The organism is Sinorhizobium fredii USDA 257, assembly GCF_000265205.3.
Taxonomy (GTDB): domain Bacteria; phylum Pseudomonadota; class Alphaproteobacteria; order Rhizobiales; family Rhizobiaceae; genus Sinorhizobium; species Sinorhizobium fredii_B.
Window position 1 is genome coordinate 2498275 of record NC_018000.1, and the last position, 25825, is coordinate 2524099.

20 protein-coding genes and 4 pseudogenes are annotated in these 25825 nt (G+C 61.1%); 8 read left to right on the forward strand and 16 right to left on the reverse strand.

Features of this window, described 5'->3' with window-relative positions:
- Window positions 1-92 precede the first annotated feature (92 nt).
- Window positions 93-470 carry a hypothetical protein gene (locus USDA257_RS11500; RefSeq protein WP_014763128.1) on the forward strand — a complete coding sequence of 126 codons (378 nt, stop codon included), beginning with the start codon at window positions 93-95 and terminating at the stop codon, window positions 468-470.
- A 113-nt stretch (window positions 471-583) separates the two neighbouring features.
- On the opposite strand, the pseudogene tnpC reads toward USDA257_RS11500, so the two are convergent.
- From tnpC to USDA257_RS11525, 5 genes and pseudogenes are all read right to left on the reverse strand, one after another.
- Window positions 584-2172 (reverse strand): annotated as a pseudogene (gene tnpC / locus USDA257_RS11505) (IS66 family transposase).
- A 76-nt stretch (window positions 2173-2248) separates the two neighbouring features.
- The gene (tnpB, locus tag USDA257_RS11510) at window positions 2249-2593 is read right to left on the reverse strand and encodes an IS66 family insertion sequence element accessory protein TnpB (protein WP_014763129.1); all 345 of its coding nucleotides are present in this window, start codon (window positions 2591-2593) and stop codon (window positions 2249-2251) included.
- Window positions 2590-2937: a transposase gene (locus tag USDA257_RS11515; protein WP_041414105.1), complete on the reverse strand. Its 348-nt coding sequence runs from the start codon at window positions 2935-2937 to the stop codon at window positions 2590-2592. Before USDA257_RS11515 ends, tnpB begins: the two co-directional genes overlap by 4 nt.
- A gap of 168 nt (window positions 2938-3105) precedes the next feature.
- Window positions 3106-4320 carry an IS701-like element ISRm31 family transposase gene (locus tag USDA257_RS11520; RefSeq protein WP_080605500.1) on the reverse strand — a complete coding sequence of 405 codons (1215 nt, stop codon included), beginning with the start codon at window positions 4318-4320 and terminating at the stop codon, window positions 3106-3108.
- Window positions 4321-4488: 168 nt separating this feature from the next.
- On the reverse strand, window positions 4489-4725 hold the full coding sequence (locus USDA257_RS11525; protein ID WP_014763131.1) for a hypothetical protein: 237 nt from the start codon (window positions 4723-4725) through the stop codon (window positions 4489-4491).
- A 124-nt stretch (window positions 4726-4849) separates the two neighbouring features.
- Here USDA257_RS11525 and USDA257_RS11530 point away from each other — a divergent pair, with 124 nt between their 5' ends.
- Both USDA257_RS11530 and USDA257_RS11535 read left to right on the forward strand, forming a co-directional pair.
- Entirely contained in the window at window positions 4850-5479 is a 630-nt protein-coding gene (locus tag USDA257_RS11530) for a hypothetical protein (protein ID WP_014763132.1), read from the forward strand.
- Window positions 5480-5580: 101 nt separating this feature from the next.
- Window positions 5581-6092 (forward strand): annotated as a pseudogene (locus USDA257_RS11535) (HIT family protein).
- 556 nt (window positions 6093-6648) lie between these two features.
- Here the strand turns inward: USDA257_RS11535 and USDA257_RS11545 are convergent.
- From USDA257_RS11545 to aztA, 4 genes are all read right to left on the reverse strand, one after another.
- Window positions 6649-6933, reverse strand: a complete 285-nt coding sequence (locus tag USDA257_RS11545) for a hypothetical protein (protein WP_041414107.1) — start codon at window positions 6931-6933, stop codon at window positions 6649-6651.
- The gene (locus USDA257_RS11550) at window positions 6930-8000 is read right to left on the reverse strand and encodes a CobW family GTP-binding protein (protein ID WP_014763135.1); all 1071 of its coding nucleotides are present in this window, start codon (window positions 7998-8000) and stop codon (window positions 6930-6932) included. Before USDA257_RS11550 ends, USDA257_RS11545 begins: the two co-directional genes overlap by 4 nt.
- 134 nt (window positions 8001-8134) lie before the next feature.
- Window positions 8135-9286, reverse strand: a complete 1152-nt coding sequence (locus USDA257_RS37370; protein WP_014763136.1) for a metal ABC transporter solute-binding protein, Zn/Mn family — start codon at window positions 9284-9286, stop codon at window positions 8135-8137.
- Window positions 9279-10076, reverse strand: a complete 798-nt coding sequence (gene aztA, locus USDA257_RS11560) for a zinc ABC transporter ATP-binding protein AztA (protein ID WP_048657376.1) — start codon at window positions 10074-10076, stop codon at window positions 9279-9281. The genes USDA257_RS37370 and aztA overlap by 8 nt, the downstream gene beginning before the upstream one ends.
- Window positions 10077-10229: 153 nt before the next feature.
- On the opposite strand from aztA, the gene USDA257_RS11565 reads away from it, so the two are divergent.
- The 5 genes and pseudogenes from USDA257_RS11565 (at window position 10230) to USDA257_RS11585 (ending at window position 16747) form a co-directional block, all read left to right on the forward strand.
- On the forward strand, window positions 10230-11219 hold the full coding sequence (locus tag USDA257_RS11565) for a CobW family GTP-binding protein (RefSeq protein WP_014763138.1): 990 nt from the start codon (window positions 10230-10232) through the stop codon (window positions 11217-11219).
- 51 nt (window positions 11220-11270) lie between these two features.
- Window positions 11271-12506 (forward strand): zinc metallochaperone AztD, encoded by a 1236-nt coding sequence (gene aztD, locus USDA257_RS11570; RefSeq protein WP_014763139.1) that lies wholly within the window; start codon window positions 11271-11273, stop codon window positions 12504-12506.
- A 73-nt stretch (window positions 12507-12579) separates the two neighbouring features.
- Window positions 12580-12992 (forward strand): annotated as a pseudogene (locus USDA257_RS11575) (Fur family transcriptional regulator).
- Window positions 12993-13058: 66 nt separating this feature from the next.
- Window positions 13059-14261 (forward strand): zinc metallochaperone GTPase ZigA, encoded by a 1203-nt coding sequence (zigA, locus tag USDA257_RS11580; RefSeq protein WP_014763142.1) that lies wholly within the window; start codon window positions 13059-13061, stop codon window positions 14259-14261.
- A 344-nt stretch (window positions 14262-14605) separates the two neighbouring features.
- Complete coding sequence (locus tag USDA257_RS11585; protein WP_014763143.1) at window positions 14606-16747, forward strand: TonB-dependent receptor; 2142 nt, start codon at window positions 14606-14608, stop codon at window positions 16745-16747.
- Window positions 16748-16955: 208 nt separating this feature from the next.
- On the opposite strand, the gene USDA257_RS11595 is transcribed toward USDA257_RS11585, so the two are convergent.
- The 7 genes and pseudogenes from USDA257_RS11595 to USDA257_RS11625 form a co-directional block, all read right to left on the reverse strand.
- Complete coding sequence (locus tag USDA257_RS11595) at window positions 16956-18095, reverse strand: ABC transporter substrate-binding protein (RefSeq protein ID WP_041415144.1); 1140 nt, start codon at window positions 18093-18095, stop codon at window positions 16956-16958.
- Window positions 18096-18118: 23 nt separating this feature from the next.
- A pseudogene (locus tag USDA257_RS38770) lies at window positions 18119-19353 on the reverse strand (MFS transporter).
- On the reverse strand, window positions 19350-21236 hold the full coding sequence (locus USDA257_RS11605; RefSeq protein ID WP_014763146.1) for an IucA/IucC family protein: 1887 nt from the start codon (window positions 21234-21236) through the stop codon (window positions 19350-19352). The pseudogene USDA257_RS38770 and the gene USDA257_RS11605 overlap by 4 nt, the downstream one beginning before the upstream one ends.
- Entirely contained in the window at window positions 21236-22375 is a 1140-nt protein-coding gene (locus USDA257_RS11610) for an NAD/NADP octopine/nopaline dehydrogenase family protein (RefSeq protein ID WP_014763147.1), read from the reverse strand. Before USDA257_RS11610 ends, USDA257_RS11605 begins: the two co-directional genes overlap by 1 nt.
- Window positions 22372-23382 (reverse strand): PLP-dependent cysteine synthase family protein, encoded by a 1011-nt coding sequence (locus USDA257_RS11615; RefSeq protein ID WP_014763148.1) that lies wholly within the window; start codon window positions 23380-23382, stop codon window positions 22372-22374. The genes USDA257_RS11610 and USDA257_RS11615 overlap by 4 nt, the downstream gene beginning before the upstream one ends.
- Window positions 23383-24756 (reverse strand): Y4yA family PLP-dependent enzyme, encoded by a 1374-nt coding sequence (locus USDA257_RS11620; RefSeq protein WP_014763149.1) that lies wholly within the window; start codon window positions 24754-24756, stop codon window positions 23383-23385.
- The gene (locus USDA257_RS11625) at window positions 24756-25184 is read right to left on the reverse strand and encodes a ParB N-terminal domain-containing protein (protein WP_014763150.1); all 429 of its coding nucleotides are present in this window, start codon (window positions 25182-25184) and stop codon (window positions 24756-24758) included. Before USDA257_RS11625 ends, USDA257_RS11620 begins: the two co-directional genes overlap by 1 nt.
- Window positions 25185-25825: the final 641 nt, after the last annotated feature.

Genomic DNA, 25825 nt, shown 5'->3' on the forward strand with positions numbered 1-25825 from the left:
TCTCGCGGCCTTCAACGAGGTAAAGAGACAGCTCGCTTCATCCTTTAGTTCATCGGCAACTCGGTACCAAGCGGGTCTTCCTGGAGGAGCACATGGCGAAACTCACCGCTGATCAATACATAGCGGCGACGGCTGCGCGACTTACCCATCTGACCCAAACATACGCGATCACTATTTTCGCCAGTATCGCGACCATGTTCGCGATCCTTGCCTACGCCTCATCAGCGGGACTGGCCGCCAGGTTCGCGCTCGCGACGATTGTAGTCGCAATCACGGTCTACGGGGTCTTGGCAGCCAAATCCGCCTTGGATGACTTAAAGGCAATGCTGGAAGATGCAGTCGACGACTTCTCTGGCAGCAGCTTCGGCGCTCAACTGAAGCAGATACCTACGGCGCTGTTCATAGGAGCAAGCACCATCCTCGTCCTTGCAATGGGGCTGACGCAGCTGTGGGCGATCATTTCGGCCTGACGCCGGCTGATCTCTAACGGCGTGGTCTGCCGCCGCTGACGGGGCGGGCTGACGTGACCGGCAAATGGCAGCAATAGCGCTCGGAATGAGGGTAAGCGACAAGCCGCGGCCGTTCAGGCGGCGTAGTTCCACGGCATGAGTGCGTCGATTTCGCTGCTCGGCCAGCCGTTGGCGATGCGCTCGAGGGTCTGGGTGAGCCAGGCGACCGGATCGACGTTGTTCATTTTTGCCGTCTGCAGCAGTGTCGCGATGGTTGCCCAGCTTCTTCCGCCGCCGTCGCTGCCGGCGAAGAGTGAGTTCTTTCTCGTGATCGCCTGTGGCCTGATGGCGCGCTCGACGATGTTGGAGTCGAGCTCGATGCGGCCGTCGGTCAGGAAGTGCTCGAACATGCTGCGGCGCGAGATGGCGTAACGGATCGCCTCGGCCAGCTTCGATTTGCCGGAGATCCGCGGCAGGGTCTGCTGCCAGAGAGCGAAGAGCTCGGCGACCACCGCCGCAGAGGCCTGCTGGCGCGCCGCGACACGGGCCTCAGGGCTTTGCCCGCGCACGGTTTCTTCGATCTGCCATAGCGTGGCCATCCGTTCGACCGTCGCCGTGGCGACCTTCGAGCTTTCCGCAGCATGCAGCTCGTAGAACTTCCGCCGACTATGTGACCAGCAGCCAATGTGACGCCGTCATTGCCGCCATCGGAGCGGACCAGCTTGTTGTAGGCGGCATAACCATCCACCTGCAGAATGCCGCGATAGCTGTTCAGATGCCGGCCGACGCATTCGCCGGCTCGGCTATCTTCGAAGCGATAGGCTACCATCGGCGGCCCACTGCCTCCGAATGGTCGATCATCCCTGGCATACGCCCAAAGCCAGGCAGTTTTTGTCGATCCGGAGCCGGGAGCGAGCGTCGGCAAGGTGGTTTCGTCGGCGAATATCCGCTCCCCCTTCTTGATCTCATCAAAGAGGTAGTCGGCGAGGATCTCCAGCTCGAACCCGAGCTTGCCCATCCATTGCGCCATCAGCTTGCGGTCGAGCTCGACCTTGTCGCGGGCGTAGATCGCCTCCTGCCGGTAGAGCGGCAGGCCATCGGCATATTTGGAGACGGCGACCTGCGCCAGAAGTGCTTCCGTCGGAATGCCGGCCTCGATGATGTGTGCCGGCGCCGCCGCCTGGATGACGCCGTCCTCGTTTTTGAAGGCATACTTCGGGCGGCGGGTGACGATGACGCGGAACTTCGCCGGCACCACATCCAGCCGCTCCGAGACGTCCTCGCCGATCAGCACCTTTTGCTTGCCGGCATGCTCCGGCAGCTCCTCCGGCTCTATCACCACTTCGACCCGCTCCAAGTGGGGTGCGAAGCCCTTGCGTGGCCGCGGCGGACGTTTGCCTTCTGGGCGCTCGCGGCCCTTGTTGACCTGTGCCCTGATCGCGGCGATGCCGGTCTCGATTTCCTCGAAGACAAAGGCCTGCTGCTCGTCGTCGGTGGTTGGGGAGCCGAGCTTTTCCGATCGCCGGCCGAAGCGGGCGCGATCGAAGGCTTTCAGGATCTGCGTCAGTCGTTCGATGCGCTCATCGGCATCGGCATTGCGCGCCTTGAGATCAGCGACCTCGTTCTGCAGCGCATCGGCCCGCGCCGCCTTTTCGGCCATGGCAAGCACCATGGCTTTCAGCGCTTCAACGTCGTCTGGGAGGTTGAGATCGGGCGGCGTCATCGGTTCGACCAGAGAGCACATTTTGCTCCGGTTTTCCTGTCCTTTCAGGCCGCTGATTCACTTCGCCGCAGGGCTTTTACCCAACAATCTCCGGCGGCTTGACCGGCACGGCGCGAACCCGCTTCCAATCCATGCCATCGATCAGCGCCAGAAGCTGGGCATGGTTGAGCTGAACCCGGTTATGACCGATCCGCCGCCAGCAGAACTGCGCTTTTTCCAGCCGCTTGGCATAAAGGCAGACGCCGGAGCCGTCCCACCAGACGATCTTCACTCGATCCGCTCGTTTGGCCCGGAAGACGTATAGCGCACCGTTGAACGGATCACTGCCGGCGTCCCGCACCAGCGACAGCAAGCTGTCGGGACCCTTGCGGAAGTCGACCGGATGACTGGCCAGGAACACCTTCACGCCGGAGGGTATCATGCCGACCGCACCGCTCGGATCACCCGCCGCAAGTGCGCCTCACTGACGTCAGCGCGAGCACGCACGATCACATCGCCAATGACGATCTCGATCACCGCTTCGCCAGCAGACGCCACGACTACCTCGCAACGCGCCGGTTCCGTGGGAACCTTCCGAGCGTCTAAGGCTGCACGACGCCAGCCAAAGAGCTGCGACGGGTGAATGCCCAACCGATGCGCGATCGCCGAGACGCTCGCGCCTGGCTCCAATGCCTCCGCCACCGCCCGTGCCTTGAACTCATCCGACCAGCGCCGGCGAAGCTGCCGCGGCGCACCCTCAAGGCGGTCGGCAACAGCTTCGATCATATGGAAGGTTCTAGCATTACAGTTGCATTTTAGTTTTGAGGTGAGCTCGTCGAGCGGCCGCCTGATGGGCGCGCCTCCAGCATGACCATGCGATGACGTAGGCGGGGTTAATGCGACGCTGAGCAAGCCTGATGGCGATGCGCCGGACTTCCTGGATAGACCAGCGGATCAAATCCTGATGGTCGGCATCCGCGGTCTTTTTGGGGGCGTCGCGTCATTGGCGCGGTACCGGATCACCGCCATCATGGCGAAGGCAAGCATGACAAGGGAGACGTGGCGATGCCAGCCATGCCATGACCGGGTTTCGTTGTGATCGAGTCCGAGCTCGTTCTTGGCGGTCTCGAAGCTGTCTTCGATCGCCCAGCGATGGCCTTCAACGGAAACGAGCGTCTGGATGTCCGTCCCGGCCGGGCACCATGTGGTGAAGAATGCGAGATCACCGTCGCTGATATTGCGCCGGATCAGCAGGCCACGGGTCCAAAGCCCCGATTTCGTCTCGTTATATTCGTCGGCATCGAGATCGGCGAGTTCGCAGTAGGCCCAGTCATGAAGCCGCGCGCCTTTGGTGCCCTCACCGGCGGAAAGACGCTGCCATGCACTTGGATCGAGATCACGGGCGATCTCCTGCGCTGTGCCGGCGACCGGAGGCTTACCCGACCAGGAGCCGAAATGGTGGTCCGATTTAACCCCAAGAACGTAGCCTTTGCAGGCTCGACGCAGGGTCCCTTCAACGTCCCCGACGCCATAGACCGCATCTGCGGCCACCCATGAAAACGGCACATCGGCTGCCAGCGCACGCCGTATCATCTCGACAGCCAGGCCCGGCTTGGTAGCGAAGGCTGTAGCCTGAGGAACATGAGCTGCTGCAAGCCTTGCCGGATCGCCAGTCCAGCTCTTGGGCAAGTACAGGGCTCGATCGATAAAGGCATGGCCGCGAACGGACACATAGGCGGCGAACACACCGATCTGGCAGTTCGTTATCTTGCCAGCCGAACCTGTATATTGACGTGCAACACCGCACGATGTCTTGCCCTGCTTGAGGAAGCCCGTCTCGTCGATGACCAGGACCGCATCATCCGTGGCGAGGTTTTCTACGACATACTCTCGCACGATGTCGCGAAGTGCGTCCGCGTCCCAGCGCCCGCGCCCCAGAATGGCTTGTTGCCGCCACGGGCCGGGATCACCGGCCGCCTCAGCACGCATCCAACCTGTCTTACGCCGCTCGTCACCCAGCAAGCCGTCCAGGAAAAGGTTCGCAGAGGCTGCAACTCGCTCCTGCGTAAACAGTCCGCGCATGCGAGCCTTCACGTCGCGCAACGATGATGCCCAAAGCTCAAGCGTCGTCTCGATTGATGCACCTGCCATCCATGACCTCCGAATCATGGAGACCCATAGATTCAGATCATAAATAAATATGCAACTGTAATGCTAGTTCCAGAACTAGGCGCAGACATAGAAGCTCACAGCAGCTCATCGTGTCCGCTACCGATATCCGACCGCTCACCCCTTCCGCCAGACGGGGTCTGCTTGCCGCTTACCCATGGGACGGCTTCACGAAGCCGAGTATTTGACCGTTACGCCGCGCTGCCGAAAGTAGGCCTGCATTAGCTTCCTGCCAGAACGGTTGTTCTGCACGAGCCTAGCCGGGTCAAAGACGGCCTCTTTCAACCCCTCCCGCGTCAACGCTGCCTTGAGAGTCGCGATATGCGCGTCAATGTCGGCATTGTCCGCTTGGAGCGATTCATAAATGCGGTTTGTTGCATCTGCGACGGTCGGTTCGCTCACCATTACACTCCTGTTGTTGTTGTTTGGCTGGCGCTTACCACGTTTCTCGGCTTGACCCTAGAGGACGCTCTGTCTTCAACAGCATGACGTCATTGACGATCTAAAGGAAGCGACCCATCCTGGCGTCATGCCGAAACACGACAAGAACCACATCGAGCTGCTCAAGACATGGGTGCTACCGCCAGCGGCGACATTGGGTTCATCCGTCCGCATGAAGGGCATCCTTCTGGAAATTCGCGCGCGGCTTCCGCCTGCCACGAAGAAATCGCTCAATCTCGATGGTCGCGAGCTCACGCTTATGATGTCCACAAGCGAGAAGGCTGAATTCCACGCCGCATCGGCTGTCGTCGCCAAGGCGTTGGTAAACATCGAGACCCTTCCAGTGATTCCGCGCGAGATCGAGGACATCCTTACGATCAAGACGAGCGAAAGACATCGTTGGCTGGCCGACGGTCGCTTACCAAGTGCTGGAACGCGAACGGTCAAGCTGCGCGGGCGCGCCAGGAAGATAACGTTTCACGTCTTCGATCCGAGGATTGTCGGAGACATTCTCGATGGGGGCGTCGTCGAAGATTGGCGCGAGGAAGACGCGGCGGCTGCCGCCGAAAACCGCAGACGGGCTGCGTACAAGGCGAAGTTGACGCGGTCATTGAGAAACACCACCAAGGGCGGGTCAAATTCCGAAGCCGAACACGGAGACGTCGCCTCCAACCTGGTCGGATGGGAGGAGTTCGGACGCGATGGACTTCTTCGATAATCGGCAATCGACCGGACTGCGGCCGATAGCTGACGAGCATCTCGGCCGGATTGCGGACAAAGCGGCCATTGTGAATGACGAGAAGATTGCTAAATTGAGCCATGGGCGCAACTCGAGACATCCCGCAGCACTTTCACATCGCCGAGACCGAGGGATGGCTGGTGAATTACCGGGTAAACTCGGCGCTCCCTGGGCTACCTTACGATCAGCTCCAAGACGCTCACCACCGATCTGACCGAGTTGTCCAGTGACACTCTGGCCGAGCTTGGTCCGCTGCTCGCAAAGGCTCAAGATGCCTTGAAACGCCTGCTACATGCCGAACGTGTGTACATCGGCCGATATGGTCACGTTCCAGGATTCGATCCATTTTCATGTGATCCCCATCTACAACTGGGTTGAGGAGTTGTTCTGGAGTGTTGCCCGGTACCGGCTTCTCGGAACCTTCGCAGAAGGGCCAGGAGAGACGGCGACAGATGGTGCGGAGATGACGCTGTTTGTCTGGCGCGAATTTTGTGAACGCGCAGAGCCGCCTCCGATAAAAGGACCGTCCGTCTCTCAAGCTATCGACCTTCTGCGCGAAGAAATCCAGTTCTCCCAAAACCTCGATGCATGACCGCTACGGCTCAATCGATTCCCACCGTCGCAGTGGTGTGCTCAGGTAGGGGGCGTCGTGGGCAGACAGATGTCTCTGGCCTGGAGAATTTCACTATCAAAATTATTCATTAGAGCGATACACGGTCCGCGATCGATTTCACGGCTCAGAGGCAATAGTCTGATCGCAATAAAGGCAGCCGCAAGATTTCAACAGGTCGCTGCTTCGACCTGGCTGGCAGTATGTTTGAAAAAGGCTCTCCGGCATCTATTATCCGAATGCGTGATTCCAGCGAAGTCATCAGCGAACTTCTTCGTCTCGCTTGGTGGGACTGGCCGATAGACAAGATCGAAGCCAACCTAACGGCACTTAGCAGCGGCGACATGGCCACACTCAGGCTGGCTTGAACGATGAACGCCCAGCATTTCCCCCATCCGCTTCGGGCCGAACCGTGCCGTTCCTGGTGCGAATGCCGCCGACCGCAACGGGTCGTGAGCGAACTTGCGCCAGTTTACATTTTACTGGGCAACGACCGGACGCATCGCGGCTGACCCAACGCCGATTGCGCTGGAAATTGTCAATCTGGTCTCCCCATGGTCGCGAACGCAAGCGCGATGTCTGCCTCTGTGAGATCCTGCAATGCTTTGTGGATCGAGACCTGCATCCTTCGTGCGCCCTGCATTACAAGCACCACCGTCTCCTTCGGCGGGCAGCCAGGCACGTGACAAGCGAGCTCATTGACGGAGACGATGGCATCGTCGGACAGCGTGAGCACCTCGCGCGTCCACTGTTTAATGGCGCGTGTCCTACTCACAACTGCGGGCGTACCCCGCGCCAGGGGGTTGATGAAGGCGCTGTTCATGCAAGTCTCCGCTGCCTTCTTGCGGAACGCGGCGCCAACACGTCGAAAAGGTCGCGGATCGGCTTTGCGGGCATGTCCTGCCCGATGAGAACGACGCGGGTACGACGATCGTCGTTCGGCCACCCTTCTAGGCGCTGGAAGGGATAGAGCCGGTGTTGCACCGCGTTCGCAATCATCGGGCGATCCGGATCGTCGGAAAGTGCGAATATGCCCTTCAGTCGCAGCAGGCCCGAGTCGATATTGCTCGTCACGATATGAAGGAAGGTTTCAACCGCATGCCGCTCGAGCGGAAGATCATGGGTGAGACTGAACGCCTGGATCTCGTCACCATGGCGGTTCGGGTCATGGTTATGGTCTGGGTGGGATGCGAGGGCCTCCATCGCAAGCCAGCCGCCCACGTCTTCGCCCTTGCCGTTAAGAGAATAAGCACGTTTGCCAAACAAAGCCGCTAGATCAAATCCCGGGCCATGGCGGTCATGATATTGGGCGGCCGGGTTCAACGCGCCGAGCTCCCCGGCCCAATCGCGACCATCGCCAATGACATCGGTTTTCGTGAGAATGACCTGGTCTGCGAAGGCAAGCTGCTTCCAGCCCTCGAGGAAACTGTCGAGGGTCGCGCGGCCGTTCATGACGTCGAAAGCCGTGATGACCTCGGCGAGGTAGAAGTGAGCCGCGACGACATTGTCCCTCAGCCCCATGGCAGGTGCGCCTCCGGGAATGAGGCTGTTGACGATCGGAGCGGGATCGGCGAGTCCGGTGGTCTCGACGATCACGTGCGAAACCGGAGGAATTTCGCCTCGGAGCCGTGCCTCGTGCAGTTCGTACAATGATATACGGATGTCGCTCGTCGCCGTGCAGCAGATACAGCCGCTCGTGGTCCGGAAATAGGTTTCAGAACCGCTGCGGACCAGGTGGTGATCGATCGGGACCGTGCCGAACTCATTGATGATAACCGCGGCACCTGCCATCCGGGGATCGGCAAGAATCTCGTTCAGCAATGTCGTCTTGCCAGAGCCAAGAAAGCCGGTCAGAAGTGTCACGGGCACCGGGTCGTAGATCCGCCTCATTCTCTTCTCCGATCTCTCGGGCACCGTATTGCGCCGCTTGAACAGTCCGGCAATCATGTCGCGATCGCGTCCAACATTTGTTCACACGGGTGGTTCGAAGGGCTTGCCCGGCCGGCGCCGGGCAAGCCCCCGGGTCAGGTTCCGAGAACGGCAGCCTTGATGGTGTTCACGTTGTAGCGGAACATGTCGATGTAGGTGGATGCCGGACCGTCTTCGCTGGAGAGCGCGTCGGAATAGAGCGTGCCGCCGACCTTCAGACCGGTTTCGCTCGCGATCTGTTCGACGAGGCGCGGATTGGTGATGTTCTCGACAAAGATTGCCGAGGCCTTGTCTTCCTTTACCTGGTCGACGAGCTTGGCAATGTCGGCTGCGGATGCCTCCGCTTCCGTCGAGACGCCCTCGGCCGCGATGAACTTCAGACCGTATTCGTGCGCGAAATAACCGAACGCATCATGCGACGTGATGATGGTGCGCTTGTCCTGTGGAATGGCGTCGATTGCGGCCTTCACTTCCGTCTCCAGTTCGCCAAGCTTGGCGAGATAAGCTTCCGAGTTGGCCGTGTAGGTCGCGCAACCAGCCTTGTCGGCCTGGCAGAACGCGTCGGCAATATTCTTCGCGTAGATTTCGGCGTTGTGGATCGACTGCCAAGCATGCGGATCGAACTCGCCATGATGGTGATGACCTTCATGGCCATGGTGGTCGCTGGCTTTGGCATGTTCTTCGGCCTTCGCATGCTCCTCGCCTTCGTCATGAGCATGCTCTTCCTCCGCAGCCTTCAGGGGTTCGATGCCGTTGCTCACCTCGACGACGGGAGCCTTGGTACCGCTTGTCTCGAAGGTGACGGCGGCGATGCTTGCGATCAAGCCGATCGCCTCGTCATTCAGCGCGAGCACGGACCCAAACAGGACATGCATCAGATCGATGCTGGACCCACGCCATGAGACGAGAAGGACACCCGCGGCCAGTGAGATCAGGTAGAAGGCTGCCATCGAGGCGTCCTCCTTCTGGACCGTGAAGCGCGACACAACGCCGGAGCCGAGTGCAACAATAAGTCCAACCGCCAGTCCGCCTATCGTCATCGGCAGGACGTCGAGCCCGAAGAGGAGAAAGCCGAGTGCGGCCCCTGGCAGGATGGCATGCGACATTGCATCACCCGTCAGGCTCATGCGTCGAAGCATCAGAAACACGCCGACGGGCGCGCAACTCACCGATAAAACCACAGAGCCAAGCAACGCGCGCTGCATGAAACCGTATTGGAGAAAGGGGCCGACCAAAGCGTCATACATGGGCGGCAACCCTTCGCTTCGGTTTGTTGTCCTGCACAGGAACAGAACCGGAATTCGACCGCGCGTCGTCGCACCATCCGGCCTTCTCGTCCCAGGCCTCCTGGAAATTTCGTGCGCGTCTCAGGTTTTCGGGGGTCAAAACCTCCGACGTCGGCCCCCAAGCCACCAGCTTGCGGGCGATCAACAGCGTCTGTCGAAAATGCTCGCGCACGAGAGCATGATCGTGGAGCACGCAAAGCACCGCCCGCCCTTCCTCAACCCAGTCCTTGATCAAACGCAGGAGGTCGCCGACCGTCCGCTCGTCCACTGCGTTGAAAGGCTCGTCGAGCAGGATCAGATCGGCGTCCTGGAGCATGGTGCGTGCAAACAGGGCGCGCTGCATTTGTCCCCCGGACAGACTGTCAAGAGGGCGCGTCTCAAAGCCGGTCAGTCCGACGGCATCTAGGCACGCGGCCAGCTTCGTCCTGTCCTTCCGCGTAATGCGGCCTAGCAATCCCCTGTCCTGCCAAAACCCAAGTGATACCAGGTCAACAACGCGCGCCGGAAAAGTGCGGTCCAGTTCCGATTGCTGCGGAAGGTAGGCCAGCCGCCCGAAGTGCTGCTCGCAAGTGCCGCTGATCGGCTTCAGAATGCCTGCAATCCCCTTCATCAGGGTCGACTTGCCCGATCCGTTGGCGCCGACGACCGCGGTCAGAACACCGCGCTCGGCAGTGCCACTCAGGTGGTGAACAGCAGCATGGCCCTGATAGCCGAGCGTGAGGTCTTTGAATTCCAGGCAAATCTCTTTCATCGCGTCCTCGGGGATTGACAGCGACTGCATATGTAATGTTATTACGTTCGTCAAATGAAAAGTAACGTAATAACGTATCCTTCCCGCATCCAAGAACGGCTCCCGACGCGAGTGCGATGAACTGCGTCGATCCATCAACCAGTGAGGTCAACCATGTCAAAGCAGACCGAACCAACCCCCGTCACCGTGCTTACGGGCTACCTTGGCGCGGGCAAGACCACGCTTCTGAACCGCATCCTCACCGAACCGCACGGCAAGAGATTCGCGGTCATCGTCAATGAATTCGGCGAGGTGGGTATCGATAATGATCTGATCGTCGATGCGGACGAAGAAGTCTTCGAAATGAACAACGGCTGCATCTGCTGCACGGTGCGCGGCGACCTTATCCGCATCATCGAAGCGCTGATGCGGCGGCGAGAGCGGTTCGACGGCATACTCATTGAAACGACCGGCCTTGCCGACCCCGCGCCCGTGGCGCAGACCTTCTTCGTCGATGAAGACGTTCGGTCAAAGACACGCCTCGTTTCGATCATCACCGTTGTCGATGCCAGGCATCTCCTCGGCGAGATCGACCGGGCGCATGAGGCGCAGGAACAACTGGCATTTGCAGATACCATCATCCTTAACAAGATCGATCTCGTAACGGAGGAGGCGATAACCTCCGTCGAAGAGCGGATTAGGTGCATTAATCCGACAGCCGGCATTCTGCGCTCCGAGCGCTGCAATCTCGATATTGCGAGCCTTTTGGATCGAAAGGCCTTCGATCTCGATCGCATCCTGGAGGTCGAGCCCGACTTCCTCGATGTGGAACATGACCATGAACACGACGACCATGTGACGAGTTTCTCGCTTGTCGAGCGGGAGCCGATGGATCCGAACAAGTTCTTCAATTGGCTCCAGAAAACGGTTCAGGCCTTCGGCATGGACATGCTGCGCATGAAGGGGATCATCTCGTTTGCCGGCGACGACCATAGGTACGTCGTTCAGGGCGTGCACATGCTGATGGAAGGCGATCACCAACGTCCCTGGAAGTTCGGCGAAGAGCGCGTGACGCGCCTCGTCTTCATCGGGCGCAACCTTCCGAAGAGCGTCATCAGCGACGGCTTCTCCAGTTGCCGAGCGGCCCAAGAAGCCGCCGAGTAACCGCACGCAACCTCCAAATCAGAACAGCTTCAAGACAAAGGAAGGCACCCGATGAGATTGTCTCTCACCCGAAACCGCCTGCTGACGGCAATGGCGGCGACCCTCGTGTTTGCGGCCCAGGGCGCGCTCGCCGAAGACCACGAAACGCAGGAGGCTTGGCGGATCTTCGTCGCCGATCATACGCAGCCGGTCGTTCGGGCCATCGACTTTTCTGATGGCACGGAACTGGGCCGGTACGATTTGAAAGGCTATGCGGCGCTGACGGCGAGCGCGTCCGGACAGACGGTGTTTGCGGCGCAGTCGGATCATGATGTGGTGCATGTCATCAAGACCGGCATCGAGTTCTCCGATCATGGTGAGCATCGCGACCTCGGTGTGTCGGATGTTGCGCTTCTCCCGGCAACCTTCGAGGGAAAGCGCCCGGTCCATGTCGTGCCGCACGACGACCACGCGATCCTGTTTTACGATCGTGACGGCAAAGCCGACATTGTCGACGAGGAGGCGCTGCTGGAGGGCAAGGCCGAGGTCCGCACGGTCGATGCAACCAAACCCCACCACGGTGTTGCAGTCACCTCGGGACGCTACGTGCTGGTATCGGTACCGGACACTGAGATCGAGACGAAGCCGGATGAATTGCCGCCGCGCGTCGGTCTGCGTGTGGTCGATGAAAAGGGCCAGCAGATCGGCGATATTGCCAAATGCACCGACCTTCATGGTGAGGCGACCTCAGCGCGCCTCGTCGCCTTTGGCTGCAAGGAGGGTGTCCTCGTTGCTCGCCCTGGCGGTATCGACGGGCCGAAACTGGAAATGCTTCCCTATCCCGCTGATTTCCCGAAGGCTTACACGGGAACCCTGTTGGGCGGCAAGGCGATGCAATTCTTCCTCGGCAACTATGGCGAGGACAAGATCGTGCTCATTGACCCCGACAATGCGCAACCCTTTCGCTTGATCGAGCTTCCGACGCGGAGAGTCGATTTCCTGCTTGATCCTGCTACGCCGCGCAATGCCTACATCCTCACGGAAGACGGCGATCTCCATGTGCTGGACGTGGTCGAGGGCGAACTCGTTCGCAGGGGCAAGGTCACCGAGCCCTATAGCAAGGATGGCCATTGGCGCGACCCCCGTCCACGTCTGGCCGTGGCCGACGGTCAGATAGCAATCACCGACCCGCGGCACTCGCTTGTCCGAGTCGTCGACGCCGAAACCCTGAAGGAGACACGCACGATCGCCGTCGAAGGCCAGCCCTTCTCGATCGTTGCTGTGGGTGGTTCGGGCGCATCGCACTGAAGCGGCGATGCGTGGTCCGGAACTGGGGCAGCAGTTCCGGACCATTCTGGATAAACCTGTTCCGGAGAGAAAGATGCTGCAGGCGACCCATGCTGACGAGTCGAAACTGACGAAGAACCAGAGCCTCGTGCTCGCGGTGCTAAAATCGTCGGAGCAACCGCTCAGCGCCTACAGCATCCTCGATCGCCTGCGCGAACACGGACTGAAGGCGCGCTCCAGCTCTATCGTGCGCTCGACAAGTTATTGGAAGCAGGTCGAGTTCATCGTCTGGAGAGCATGAACGCCTTTGTTGTCTGCTGTCACTCCCGCCGCGGACAAATCCATCCGCGGATCACCGCTTTCGAGATCTGCGAGGCCTGCGGCAAGGTCAACGAATTCGACGACACGAGGATCGAGGATGCGCTGACGAAGCACGCTAGGAGCAGCGGCTTCAAGATCAGGACCACGACCATTGAAGTCCACGGCCTCTGCGCCGATTGCCGTTAACCGCGACAGGGGTCAGCGCCTCTGGGCCCGCTTTGTTGTGTTCTTCCTTAAGGGGATTTGCAGCCGATGAAGAAACTTCCTGTCACTGTCCTGTCCGGCTTTCTTGGCGCCGGCAAGACAACACTCCTCAACCATATCCTTGCCAATCGAGACGGCATGCGCGTTGCGGTCATCGTCAACGATATGAGTGAGGTGAATATCGACGCCGCGCTCGTGCGCGATGGCGGCGCCAACCTCTCGCGCACGCAGGAGCAACTGGTTGAAATGACCAATGGCTGCATCTGTTGCACGCTCCGCGATGACCTTCTGAGGGAAGTGCGCGCGCTGGCCGAAGAGGGTCGGTTTGACTGTCTGCTGATCGAGTCGACCGGCATCGCCGAGCCGCTCCCGGTGGCGGCTACTTTCGACTTCCGCGACGAGAATGACCTGAGCCTCTCTGAGGTAGCAAGGCTCGACACGATGGTCACGGTTGTCGACGCCGCAAATCTGCTGAAAGACTATGGATCAGCGGATTTCCTGTCCGACCGCGGTGAGACCGCCGGGGAGGGGGACAATCGCACCATCGTCGATCTCCTGGTTGAGCAGATCGAGTTCGCCGACGTCGTGATCCTCAACAAGATCAGCACAGCCACGCCCGAACAGCGCGATGCAGCGCGCAAGATCATCGTCGGCCTGAACCCCGACGCCAAGCTCATCGAAGCCGACTTCGGCAAGATCGAGCTGAAGGAGGTTCTGGGCACTGGCCGCTTCAATTTCGCCAAAGCGGAGACACATCCGCTCTGGTTCAAGGAACTGCACGGCTTCAAGGACCACATCCCTGAAACGGAAGAATACGGCATTCGCTCCTTCGTCTATCGGGCCAAGAAGCCTTTCGATCCCACCCGATTCCAGGCCTTCATCGATAGGTCATGGCCCGGCGTCGTGCGCGCCAAGGGGTTCTTCTGGCTGGCGACGCGGCCACATTACGTCGGTGAAATCAGTCAGGCCGGCGCCCTCGTGAGGACGGGCAAGATGGGCCTGTGGTGGTCATCAGTGCCAAGGGAGCAATGGCCCCAGGACCCCGGCTTCCTGCAGATGCTGAAGCCGTATCTCGATCCGAACTGGGGCGACCGGCGGCAGGAGATCGTCTTTATCGGTGCTGATCCGATGGACGAAGCGCAAATCCGCGCGGAGCTCGATGCCTGCTTGGTCGCAAGCCCGGCCTTCCTTCCCAACCTCTGGCGCAAGCTGCCCGATCCATTTCCGAGCTGGGATCGCGGCGCCGCGTAGGTCTAGTGGTCCGGCGACTCCGCGCTTCACGCAGTTCCTCGGCGATCGTCGGAATCGAAGAAGGCTGACGTTCAGCCGTCCTCATCCAGCGGCTATGCATCGCGGTGCTTTGTCTTCGGCAGCGCAGTTTAAATGGGACGCATCGCAACCCATTTGTCCGCATTCGGCTCAATTGAGACGTTTATCGACTGGTGCGCGTTGAGTGTGCCAGTGAGTAAGTGTCAAAATCATGCTCTCTATTTCTTGACAGAAAAAATCAAGTTATCTAACACCCCTTTGTGCCAACGCACCAGCTCCCTGAATGGAGCCGGCTGCTTTGGTCACTATTTAAGAGGGGACTGGGTATGGAACTGCGTGTTGGACTGCTAGCCGTTTTGCTGGCAACGGTAAGCCGCGCCGCTCTGGCGCAAGATGCGACGGCGCTGGAGCGGCTCGAGGTGAAGGCGGGGGCCTCGACTGGAACGATCGGCACTGAGCCGGAAGGCTATGCCGGGGGGCAGGTGGCGCGCGGCGGTCGCGTGGGCTTGCTCGGCAACCGCGACTTCATGGACACGCCATTCAATATCACCAGCTACACGGCGGAGACCATCGAAAACCAGAATGCGAAGACCGTAGCCGACGTCCTGGCCAACGACCCGTCGGTCAGAAGCACGCACGCATCCGGCGGCATGCTGGACTCGTTTTACATCAGGGGCTTCCCTTTGAATGAGGGGAACTTCGGCGAGGTCGCTTTCGATGGCGTCTACGGCGTTGCCCCGACCTACCGCCTGTTTACGGACTATATCGAACGCGTGGAGGTCCTCAAAGGGCCGACAGCACTCCTCTACGGCATCTCACCGAACAGCAGCGTCGGCGGCACCATCAACATCGTGCCGAAGCGCGCTTCCGACGTCGACCTGACCCGAGTGACGACCGACTATGCTTCCGATCTTTACGGCGGCGGCCATGTGGACGTCAGCCGTCGTTTCGGGGACGAACGCCAGTTCGGTGTCCGCTTCAACGGCAGCTATCACGGGGGCGACACGGCGATCGACAACCAGTCGCTCGACGTCGCGGTCGGGGCACTGGCGCTCGACTACGAGGGCGAAGACTTCAGGGCGACGCTAGACGTCATCGGGCAGCGGCAGGACATCGACGCCCCATTGCGCCCATTCTTCCCGTTTGGCAGCTTTGAAATTCCCGACGCACCGGACGGCCGTTCCAATGTTCAGGAGCCGTGGGAATGGGCAAGGACTGACGACCTGTCCTGGTTGGGGCGGGTCGAGTATGACGTGAGCGACGCCGTCACCGTGTTCGCAGCCGTCGGCGGTGGGAATTCGCGGGTCGAGCGGCTCTTCGGCACGCCATTGCTGCTTAACTCGGCAGGCGATGTCAGCGTCACGCCGCAAAACTTCATTTTCGATGTCGACCGGCTGACAGCCGAGACGGGCGTTCGCGCCGAGTTCGAGACGGCCGCTATCGATCACTCGGTCACCTTCCAGGTCAGTGGACTGCAGCAGCGTCTCGCTCGCGGTTCGAATTCAGGTACCGCGCAACTGACCAATATCTTCGATCCGCTTCCTCGCCCCGAGCAGGATGTGCCGCAGCCGACGCATGTGCCAAGGGTCTCGGAAAACATCCTCAACGGTGTCGCGCTTTCCGACACGATGTCGATGTTCGACGAGCGCCTGCAACTGACTTTGGGTGGGCGTTGGCAGCACATTGACACGGAAAACTACAGCCCGGTCACGGGCGATGTCACAAGCTCTTCCGATGAGAGTGCACTGACGCCGCTCGCCGGCATTGTCGTCAAGCCGTGGGACAACATCGCCTTCTATGCCAACTACGTCGAGGGATTGAGCGTCGGCGACACCGCTCCGACGACGGCCATCAATTCGGGCGAAACGCTCGCGCCCTACCGATCCAGGCAGTACGAAATCGGCACCAAGGTTGACTTGGGTCGGGTCGCCGTGACCGTCAGTGCGTTCCAGATCGAAAAGCCATTCGGCGTGCTCGAGACACGCGGCAGCGATCTGGTCTTCGTCGAAGGCGGCGAGCAGCGCAACCGCGGGGTGGAGTTGAACGTCTTCGGCGAGGTGACCTCCGAGATCCGAGTGCTCGGTGGCGTCACCTTCATTCATGGTGAAATCACGAAAACGCCCGATGACGCGACGCGCGGCAATACGCCGATCGGCGTTCCTTCGCTGCAGGTCAATCTGGGGGCGGAGTGGGATACGCCCTTCTTGCCTGGTCTGACGCTCACCGGCAACGTCATCCACACGGACGAGCAGTTTGTGAACACCGCCAACACCCAGGAAATCCCCTCCTGGACGCGGCTTGACCTCGGCGCCCGCTACCTGACCGAGATCAATGAGAGGCCGGTCACCCTCCAGGCCAACGTCGAGAACGTCTTCGACCTCGACTACTGGTCCGGCGTCGCAAGCTTCGGGACGATATCGCAAGGTGCGCCGCTGACCGTGAAGGTGTCGATGACGACCGATTTCTGATTGCCGGGTCGCCGCAGGACGCGACCTGCCACCTTTGGTGATCTCCATGGAAGCGCCGGTCTATGGCCGGCGCTTTCTGCTGTTTGATGGTCGGGTCGAACGGACGATCGATGAACTTCGGGGCGGCCGTCCTGAAGTGCCGCCGCCTCGCCGCCGCACAAGGCAAAGGCGAGGCTCTCGGAACTGAGAACCTCGCCTTCGGATACCGTCAATCCGCACTGCCGGAAAGGCTCACGGCATAGCCAGGCCGATAGGGGATCGGCAGGAAACGGCGGTGATACTCGGCGAACGTCGCGTCCGGGTCGAGATCGGTAAACAGGTCTGGATGGAACCATTTCGCCAGTTGCTGGACGGCAAAGAACTCGTAAGGGCTGTTGTAGAATTGGTGCCAGATGCCGTGAAAGTTCCGCGTCTTCTGCGCTGCGATGTCGGTGTAGGCGCTGCGGGTGGTGAACCATTCGAGCCTTTGCCGGGTCACCCTCGCATCGGCGCCGGGGCCGAGCGGAATCCAATGTCCACCGGGCACATAGGCCTCCCAGTCGGCGCTGGTGACGACAACATGCTCGGGATTGGATGCGATCACCTGTTCGGGATTGAGCTGTCCGAAGGTCGAGGGAAGAATGTCGCTGCCGATATTGTGTCCGCCGGCGAGCTCGACATATTTGCCGAAGTTCTCCGCGCCGAAGGAAAGGCAGCAATCATCGGCATAGCCGCCGATCCGCTCGATGAACACCCTGGGGAGCTCCGGCTTCGCCTGGGCTATGACGTCGGTGACGCGGGCCATCGCCTCGCGACGAAACGCGATGATCTCTTCCGCGCGCGCCTCGCGCCCCATGATCTTGCCGAGGAGGCGAATGGTCGGCTCGGTGTTCTTCAGCGGATAGTGGCGGAAGTCGATGTAGAGGACCGGAATGTTCAGCTCGGCCAGTTTCTCGATATATTTGGCATCTTCGTTGGCACGCATCGCCTCGAGATTGAGAAGAACGACGTCGGGCTTCCGGACGATCGTCGATTCGATATCGATCAAGCCGTTCTCCTTGCCCGCGAAGGCCGGCAGCTCGGCCAATTTGGGATAGGCATCGAGATACTGCTGATAGGTGGCGGGGTCGGCCTCGATCAGGTCGTTGCGCCAGGCGACGACGCGAGCCAGTGGATCGTCCGCTTCGAGCGACGCAATGAGGTAGAGCTGCCGCCCCTCTCCGAGAAGAATGCGCTTGACGGGCCCCTTCACGGTCACTTGCCGGCCTGCAATGTCGGTGACTGTGATCGGTGCTTGCGTCGCTGCAGGCTGTTCGCCGGCGAAGGCCGTTACCAGACCCAAGATGATAGAGACAAGAGCTGTCAACATGGCACGCGCCAAGAGACAATGTTTCAACACGATATTTCTCCTTTACCGAAATGATTGGCGCGCCTTGAGCCACAGGCCGAGCGCCACGAGAAAAGACAGGCCGTAGATGCCCGTGACGAGCGGGAAAGCTGCCTTGAGCCCAAAACGTTGCGTGGCGGCGACTCCTGCAATGATCCCGACGACCGAAGCGCCCTGCTGGCAGGTCTGCGCAAGCCCCAGGACCGATCCCTGCCTTTCGCTTCGCGTCGCGGCCGAGACGAGCGACAGGAGAACCGGTGTCGTTCCTCCAAGCAGCGCGCCCCAGGCAAAATAGAGCGCTGCGAACAGCCCTATCGCACGGGTCGAGCCAGCGAGCCCGGTGACGACGAAGCATCCGCCAGCGATCAGGACGTTCCATCCGAGCACAAAAGACGGCGCTCGCCCTTCGAAGGTCCGGGCCCACACCGGCGCTGCGACCACAAAGCCGAGCGCAAGAAGGCCGTAGCTCAAACCCGTGATCCAATGCTGAGCGCCGTAGACCTCCGACATATAGAGGGAAAAAAGGCACCTGCAGCACCATCCTGCTTGCAAGCAGCAATCCCATCAGCGCAAGTAGCCCGAGCACGGACACACCCGTGGAAGGCGCGCAAGAGGCTGTTGTCGCCTTCGCGATTACCGCGAGTCCCGCTCCTCCTGGTGGAACCGGCAGGCTTGTCCAGGCGACAGCGGCACAGAATGCGCAGATCACGCCGGCGGTGAGGTTGACGGCCTCAAAAGGCAAGGCGTCGAGGATAAGCCCGCCGAGGAAAGCGCCGCCTAGCGAGCCGACATTCGTCGCCACCTGCAGCCAGGCGAAGAGGCGGGCGCGATCGCGCCCGCCGGTGACCTCGACGCCATAGGCCTGGGCCGGAGCGATATAGCCGGCGCAGGCACCCTGCAGGAATCGCAGCGCCAGAATGGTCCAGACGTCGTCGGCAAAGGCGACGAGGAGTTGCGTTACCGCCAGGCCAGTCAGGGCTCGGACCATCATCAGGCGATTGCCATAGCGGTCCCCCATCCGCCCCCAGAAGGCGCTTGTCAGGGACACGCCAAGCATGGGGCAGATATAGACGCCGATTCCCGCCAAGCCGAAGACGCCGTCGGAAGGGCTCAACGCCATGATCTGGATCGGCCAGAAGGGGCCGCTCATCTCCATGGCGCCCATGGAGATGAATTGAAGTCCGAACAGCAGGGCGAAGACGGGTCCGAAACCGCGCAGGCTGGCGGCGGTACTGGTCATTGCGCGCCCGCCAGCGGATTGGGCAATCGGTGTTCGACCCGGTAGTCGCGATAGCGTTCGAGATGCATGCGCAGGACCGAACGCGTCGGCCAGGGCTGCTCAAGAAAAGCTTCGCGCTCCGCGAGCCAGAACGCATCCGACAGCATGCGCGGTCGCAGCACCTCGAAGGCAGCTTCCGTTTCCTCCCGCAGGATGCGCCACAGGCTGTCGCCGGTCAGCGAATACTGCTCGGTGAGGCAAAGCGCGATCTCATGAAGGTGGCAGACAAAGCAGGCATCGATGACGAAGGAGCGCACGAGAGCGATATCGTCATCGAAGGTGGTCGGCAGAATGCCTTTGCGGCTGAATGGCTCCAGCTCGTAACCGCGCTCCTTGAAGAGCGGCGCGAAACTGCGACCGTCGCCGAAGTCGCGGATCAGCAGTTTCCGCGGCAGGCCGCCTTTGTCGAAGAGGATCGTGCTGTTTTGCTGATGCGCCTCGAAGGCAATTCCGTAGAGAAGATACATGGCCAGTGCCGGCCGGACGACGATGCGCGTATAGGCGCGGAAGAACGCTGCGACGGCCGCTTCGCACTCGTCACCATTTCTGGCGATGAGCTCGCAAATGAGCGGGCGGCCGTCCAGTGGGCTTGCAGTCAGCAACGCCGCGACCGTTACCGGCAGCAGGCCATCTTTGCGTGCGAGAGCATCGGTGTTGCGATAGACGACGGACAGGAAGCGGCCGGGGTGCTCGTCGCCCGTATCCGGATGATGCAGGATCGCACCCAGTTCTTCGATGAAGATCTCCAGCTCGCTTCTGAGATCGTCCTCCTTCGACAGAATTTCGGAAATCAGCGTGCTGAGGCGCGGCCCCATGTGGATCGATTTCCCCTGCAGCGTGCGCTGTTCGCTCGTCATCCAGATCGCCACCGGCAGCTTGATGAAGGGCCTCGGCGCCTCCGTTTCCGGCAGCATCGTGCGGAACGACATGGACGGCAGCGTCGCGATCTCCGGGCCGTCCGGATCGAAAACGCCGGCTTCGATCTCCGGCGCGAATTCGCGGCGCACGAAATGTTCCAGATGCCAGGCGTGGACGGGCAGCGGCAGCCAGTCCCCGGGCGACTTGCCCCGCGCTTTCAGCCCTTTAGTCCAGTCACGCCAGAGGTCGGGGAAGTTCTCGGCGAACCATTCCGAATAGCTGCCGACATGCGGCATCTTCTCGACGTAAGCCCAGTTGCTGCGCAGCGCCGCGATGCGCAGGGACACGCGCGCGCCGAACTCGGGCGACAATGCAGCGACGTCCTCCGGCGGCAGGCCGGGCTTGGCTTTCCAGGTCGGATAGAAGGGATGGCCTTCGAGCGCGCCCCATTGGTCGAGGGTCATCGCGGCAAGGTGTGGCGGTAGACTTCCCTCGAGATAGGCAAGGAAGCCGGACGCGCCGGCTTCGGCGATTTTCTGGCGCAGCGCGGCGCTCCAGCGCTCGCGCTCGCGGCGCGCCAGCATGTCGTTGCGCATGCTGTTGTCCACGTCGCGGAGCAAATGCTCCAGTCCGTCGGGAGCAGTCGTGATCGAGAGAGAGGGGGCAATCTCCCGCATCAGGGCGGCGGGATCATCGATCCGCTGTCGTGCTCCGCTCCCGTCCAGCACTTCGATCTGTCCGCGGTTCCGCAAGGTTCCGGCAGGCGCGAGATGCAAGTCGGTGAAATGGAGTACACGCCGCGAGGCCCAGAGGGGAAACCAGGCCTGGCGGCCGTCGCGTGCCCACAGCAAGGCGTTCGGCTCGAGGAGGCGCTCGGCGAACAGGCAGCGCACCAGCCGGTTGATCGCGTTGCGCGATGCCTGCGTCAAAAGCGCAAGATCCTCGTTCTCGACGGGATTTGTCACAGAAGGCGTCTTCTCGTCCATCAGGCGGCCTCCGGCCAGTCGGCTGGCACATAGTCCGGTGTGCCCGCGGCCAATTGGCCGTGGTAATCGCGCGCCCAGCTATAGGTCTTGGCGATGGCCGGTACCGCCACGTCGAGCCGTTCTGCCATCGTGACGAGCAGCGCCTGTCCGAAAGCGATATCCTCATGGAAGGCGCGGCTTCCGCGATCGATGACGAGTCCCGGGCCATGTGGGTTGGGAACAAGGGGGGCACGAATGCCCGCATAGGCGCGATTGGTGCGTAGAAGTGTGTACATGGTTCGGTCATCCTGGATCTGGTCGCCATAGGCTTCGATCAGTTCCTGCTGAAGCGGCTTCACGGAGCTGAGATCAATGCCGAGACGCGCCTCGCTTGCCCGGCGGATCGCCTGGTTTTCCGCATCGCAAGCTTCCAGGAGCTCGGCGCCTGCTTGCGGGCAGTCGCTCCACCAGCATAGCGGTTCGTCAAACGGTCTTTTTTCCCAGGGTGCGCCGGGGCCGATGAGCGCGTAGAGCACGGCCGGGTGCATCAGCGCATTGCCCGGCGTCAGCGTGATTTCGAGATAATCCCGCAACAGGGTGACGGGTGCCTCATAGAGGCGGTTCAACATTGCCACGAGTGCCGCGCCGCTCGCCGCGCTTTCGCGGCGATGGAGCGCAACGAAGAGTTCTGCCTTGGCGCCGCCCATACGCACGTGCTGGCCTGCAATCAGATCGAAGGCGATATGGGGCACGTCCTTCATGCCCCAGATCACGACATTGTCACGCCCCGAGAGCGCCTTTGCCGCGAGCCAGTCGAAGCCGCAAAAACCGGGAATTGCTCCGACATAGACGCTCTTATCCGGAGGCAGATGTGCAGCTATGCGGTGCAAAAGCACCGATCTTGCCTGGGCGGGTTGCGTTATGACGACCATGTCGGCATTGTCGAGCATCTGGCTTGGATCGGTTCCGACATGGTCGGGCCTGGCGCTCAAGATGCGACCGTCTCGCGTCTCTGCTTGCCAGAGATCGTCCCCACTTGCCCATCGCTCGGCGACCGCGGTGGAGGTGGTCAGGACCGAAACCTCGATGGCCGCGTTCTGCTTGAAAAGGACCGCATTCAAATGTCCGGTGCGGCCAGCACCGCAAATGGTTACCTTCATGCTGCCCGCGCCCTTCCGAAGAGCCAGCCATCCAACTGGGCAGCGATTGCTGAATCGAGCAGGCGGCGCTGCGCCATCCATTCTTCGTCGAAAATCGTGCCCAGATACTTCTCGCCGCCATCGGCGACCGTGGTGACAACCGTGCCGGTGAGCGTGCCCGCAGCAATGAATTCCAGCGCCTTGTAGATGGCGCCGCCGGTCGAGCCGCCAACAAGCAGTCCCTTGCGCCGGGCGATATAGCGTGCCGTCTCGAAGGCTTGCGTGTCGGTCACCTGCACACCTTCGTCGATGCAGCCATAGTCGAGCACCTTGCCGACCTCGTCGCCGGCGGGCGTGCCCGTTCCGGACTGGTAGTAGGGGTGCCCCGGCTTGCCGAAGACGATCGAGCCGGCCGGTTCCACGGCAATGGTGCGCACCGCCGGATTGTGGCGCTTCAGACGCTGGGAGATTCCGGTCATCGAGCCGCCGGTCCCGACGCAGCCGACAAAGGCGTCGATGCCGCCGGGAAGCTGGGCAACCAGTTCGTCCACGAGGCCGGCATAGCCTTCCGGATTTGCCGGATTGTCGGACTGGTTCATGAACAGCGCGCCCGGAAGCTGCGCGCCGAGCTGCGCGGCGAGGCGTTGGCGCTCGACAACCGCGACCTCGTCATCGCGAAAGTCGCCTTCGACATAGCGGATCTCGGCCCCGAGCGCCCGCATCATGCGGATCTTTTCGGGCGCTGCATGGTGGTCCACCACGGCGATGAAGCGCAGACCGAATTCCAGCGCTGCGAGCGCCAGCCCCGTGCCGGTATTTCCGGACGATGATTCAACGATCGTGCCGCCGGGAGCGAGGCGCCCATCCTCAAGCGCCGCAACCACCATGCTGCGCGCCATACGATCCTTCATCGAGCCGCCGGGATTGTTCTTCTCGATCTTCAGAACCAGGGTGGCGTTGCGGCCGGGTACGTCGATCGACATGACCGGCGTCTGGCCGATCAATTGCGTTACGGTCGTGTGCAGCATCTAAACCTCTCCAATTGTGTCGGGAACGAGAATGGGATGCCCTTCCGCGTCCTTCACGACGCAGAGGCGGGCGGGCATGGCGTGGCGATGGAATTCGTTTTCGAGGAGATCCATCTGATAGCCGCCGGTGTTGGCGTAGACCAGAAGGTCACCGGCATGCGGCGCGATCGGGAAGCTCAGCCATCTGTTGCTGAGAACGTCCTCATCCAGGCAGCTGTGACCGGCCAGATAGGCGCGGATCGGCGGCGATTGAGCGGCCGGCCTCGTGGCCGGCACGAGAATCGGATCGACCAGGAATTCGGAAGCGAACCAGGTTTCGCAGGCGCTGAAACTGCTGCCCTCGACAAAGATGACGTGCGAATCCGGACCGAGTGCCTTCACCCGCGAGATCAGGAAGACGGTGATCGCCGCCTGGTCGGCCAGAGCGCGGCCCGGCTCCATCGCCAGCGTGAGACCCTCACGCGCCAGGTAGCCGGCTACGCTTCGGCCCTGGCTCATCTCCGCCTCCAAGAGCCGGTGCAGCCAGTCGGCTGCCGAAAGAGTGCTGCCATAGGGATAGAAAGAGTCCGGTATTTTCCCGTTGCGGTAGTCCTCGGGCGCCTGCGCCGCGAGATGCGCTTCGTACCTGGCTCGGTCGACATATTGGATAGGCAGGCCACCGCCAATATCGATCATGCGCGGAGAAAATCCCATCCGCCGGGCTTCGGCAATGAGGTCGGCGGCCTCGCTGAGCGCTGCGACACGGGTCTCCCAGAGATAGCCGCTGAGGTGGAAATGCAGCCCGTCGAAACGCAACCTGCTTTCACCGGCGAGCCGAGCGAGGCAATGAACGACCGCGTCGGCCGGCATCCCGAAGCGGCTCTTGCTCTGGTTCCTCGGCCGCAAACGCAAGAGGATCGGCTGTGGACCAACATCTGCCGGCAGACCGTGGATGAGATCCTCCAGCTCTTCCGGCGAGTCCACCGATATCAGCGCGTTGCAATCGATCAGCTCTTGATGAAATGCGCCCGTCTTCGCCGGCCCTGTCGCCACGAGCCTGACACCCTCGGCCCCTAGCAGCCTTGCGTCGCGAAGTTCGTAAAGACTGGAGACGTCGAGCCCGGCGCCTGCGCTGAGCGCTGCCTGCATCAGCCCGGGCGATTTGTTGACCTTCGCCCCGTAATAAATCGCATGCTCGACGCGGCACTCAGTTAGCACACCTTTCAAGGCGGCGAGATTCTCCTGCAGCGCGTCCGGCCAAACCAGATTGAGGGGCGAGCCGTGGCGGGCGGCCCAATCGAAAAGAAGAGGACCGTGTATGGTGAGAAGGTCCGCAGTCGCCGATCGCAAAATCGGTGGCAGCCCATGGCCGATCTTCTGGCAATGCAGCGTCATCACAGCGCCCCCGCGGAAAAGGCCGGCGCCATGTCCATCGGAGCGGGACTGCTTAAAAGCTCAAGCGGCACATCGCATATCGGCAAGCCGTGGGCAAAAATGTGCCGGGTCGTCTTGTAGGGAAACTTGCGGCCGCTGCGCGCCATCGCGAAGATTTCCGCCGGAGTTATGTTCTCACCTGGGCGCCAACTCTCCACCCGCACCGAATCATAGTCGAGAAGAACCACGGGCACCGTGGTGAGCCGGAGGCGATGCGCAACCGTCAACCGGTGATGGCCGTCCATCACGAACAAGGCATCCTTCTCGGCTGTTATTGGCGCGGTCCATGAGCCTGCTTGCAGGATTTGGGCCTGCAGTGCATCGACGCTGTCGAGGTTCACCTCTTCTGTTGGGATCAATTGTGCTGGGGAGAGAAGGCAATATTCCATGCGGTCCGGCCTCACGCTCGATCTTTCGCATCGCACATATCTTGAGTCACAAACTCAAGATATGTGCCCGCTATAGCCAGCCGTGATTGTGGCGTCAATAGTGCCCTCAATGATCGATTGCCGGGAGTGTCCAGGGAACGCGCGACAAAGTTACCGTTTTTTTCAAGGTAGCGAACCCACTTCGGCCAAAAGGAAACAAAAACGAGCCCAGGCCCGATCTCTTCGCACCCGATCTGCGGCCTACCGCATTCGGATGCATGTCTGTCCGATCAACGCGAAACGCAAGGGGGTTGGTCCGTCTGTTTCGGCCCGGATCGGAGCTAGGTCGACGTCCGCCGCGGCGTCTCCCATGCCCAGTTGCTCAGGGCGAAGCGTCACCGCACCGCCATCACGGATAGTCACTGTGCTAAGCCGGCGCCCTTTGGCACGTCGACCTCCTGTCTGATCGTCAGAGGCGCGCCGCTTGCTTCCGGACCTGCAATGAGGTGCCATCCGCCCGGCACAAGTCCGGTCGAAGAACTGCACCACTCCGGGATGATCCGCTTCGCGGGGGCGGATGAGGCTCTGCAGCATTTCGACGCCACGAAAGGTGTCGACTCCTCGTGCAAAGAGCAGGAGCGCCGCGCAGAACGAGCTGACGC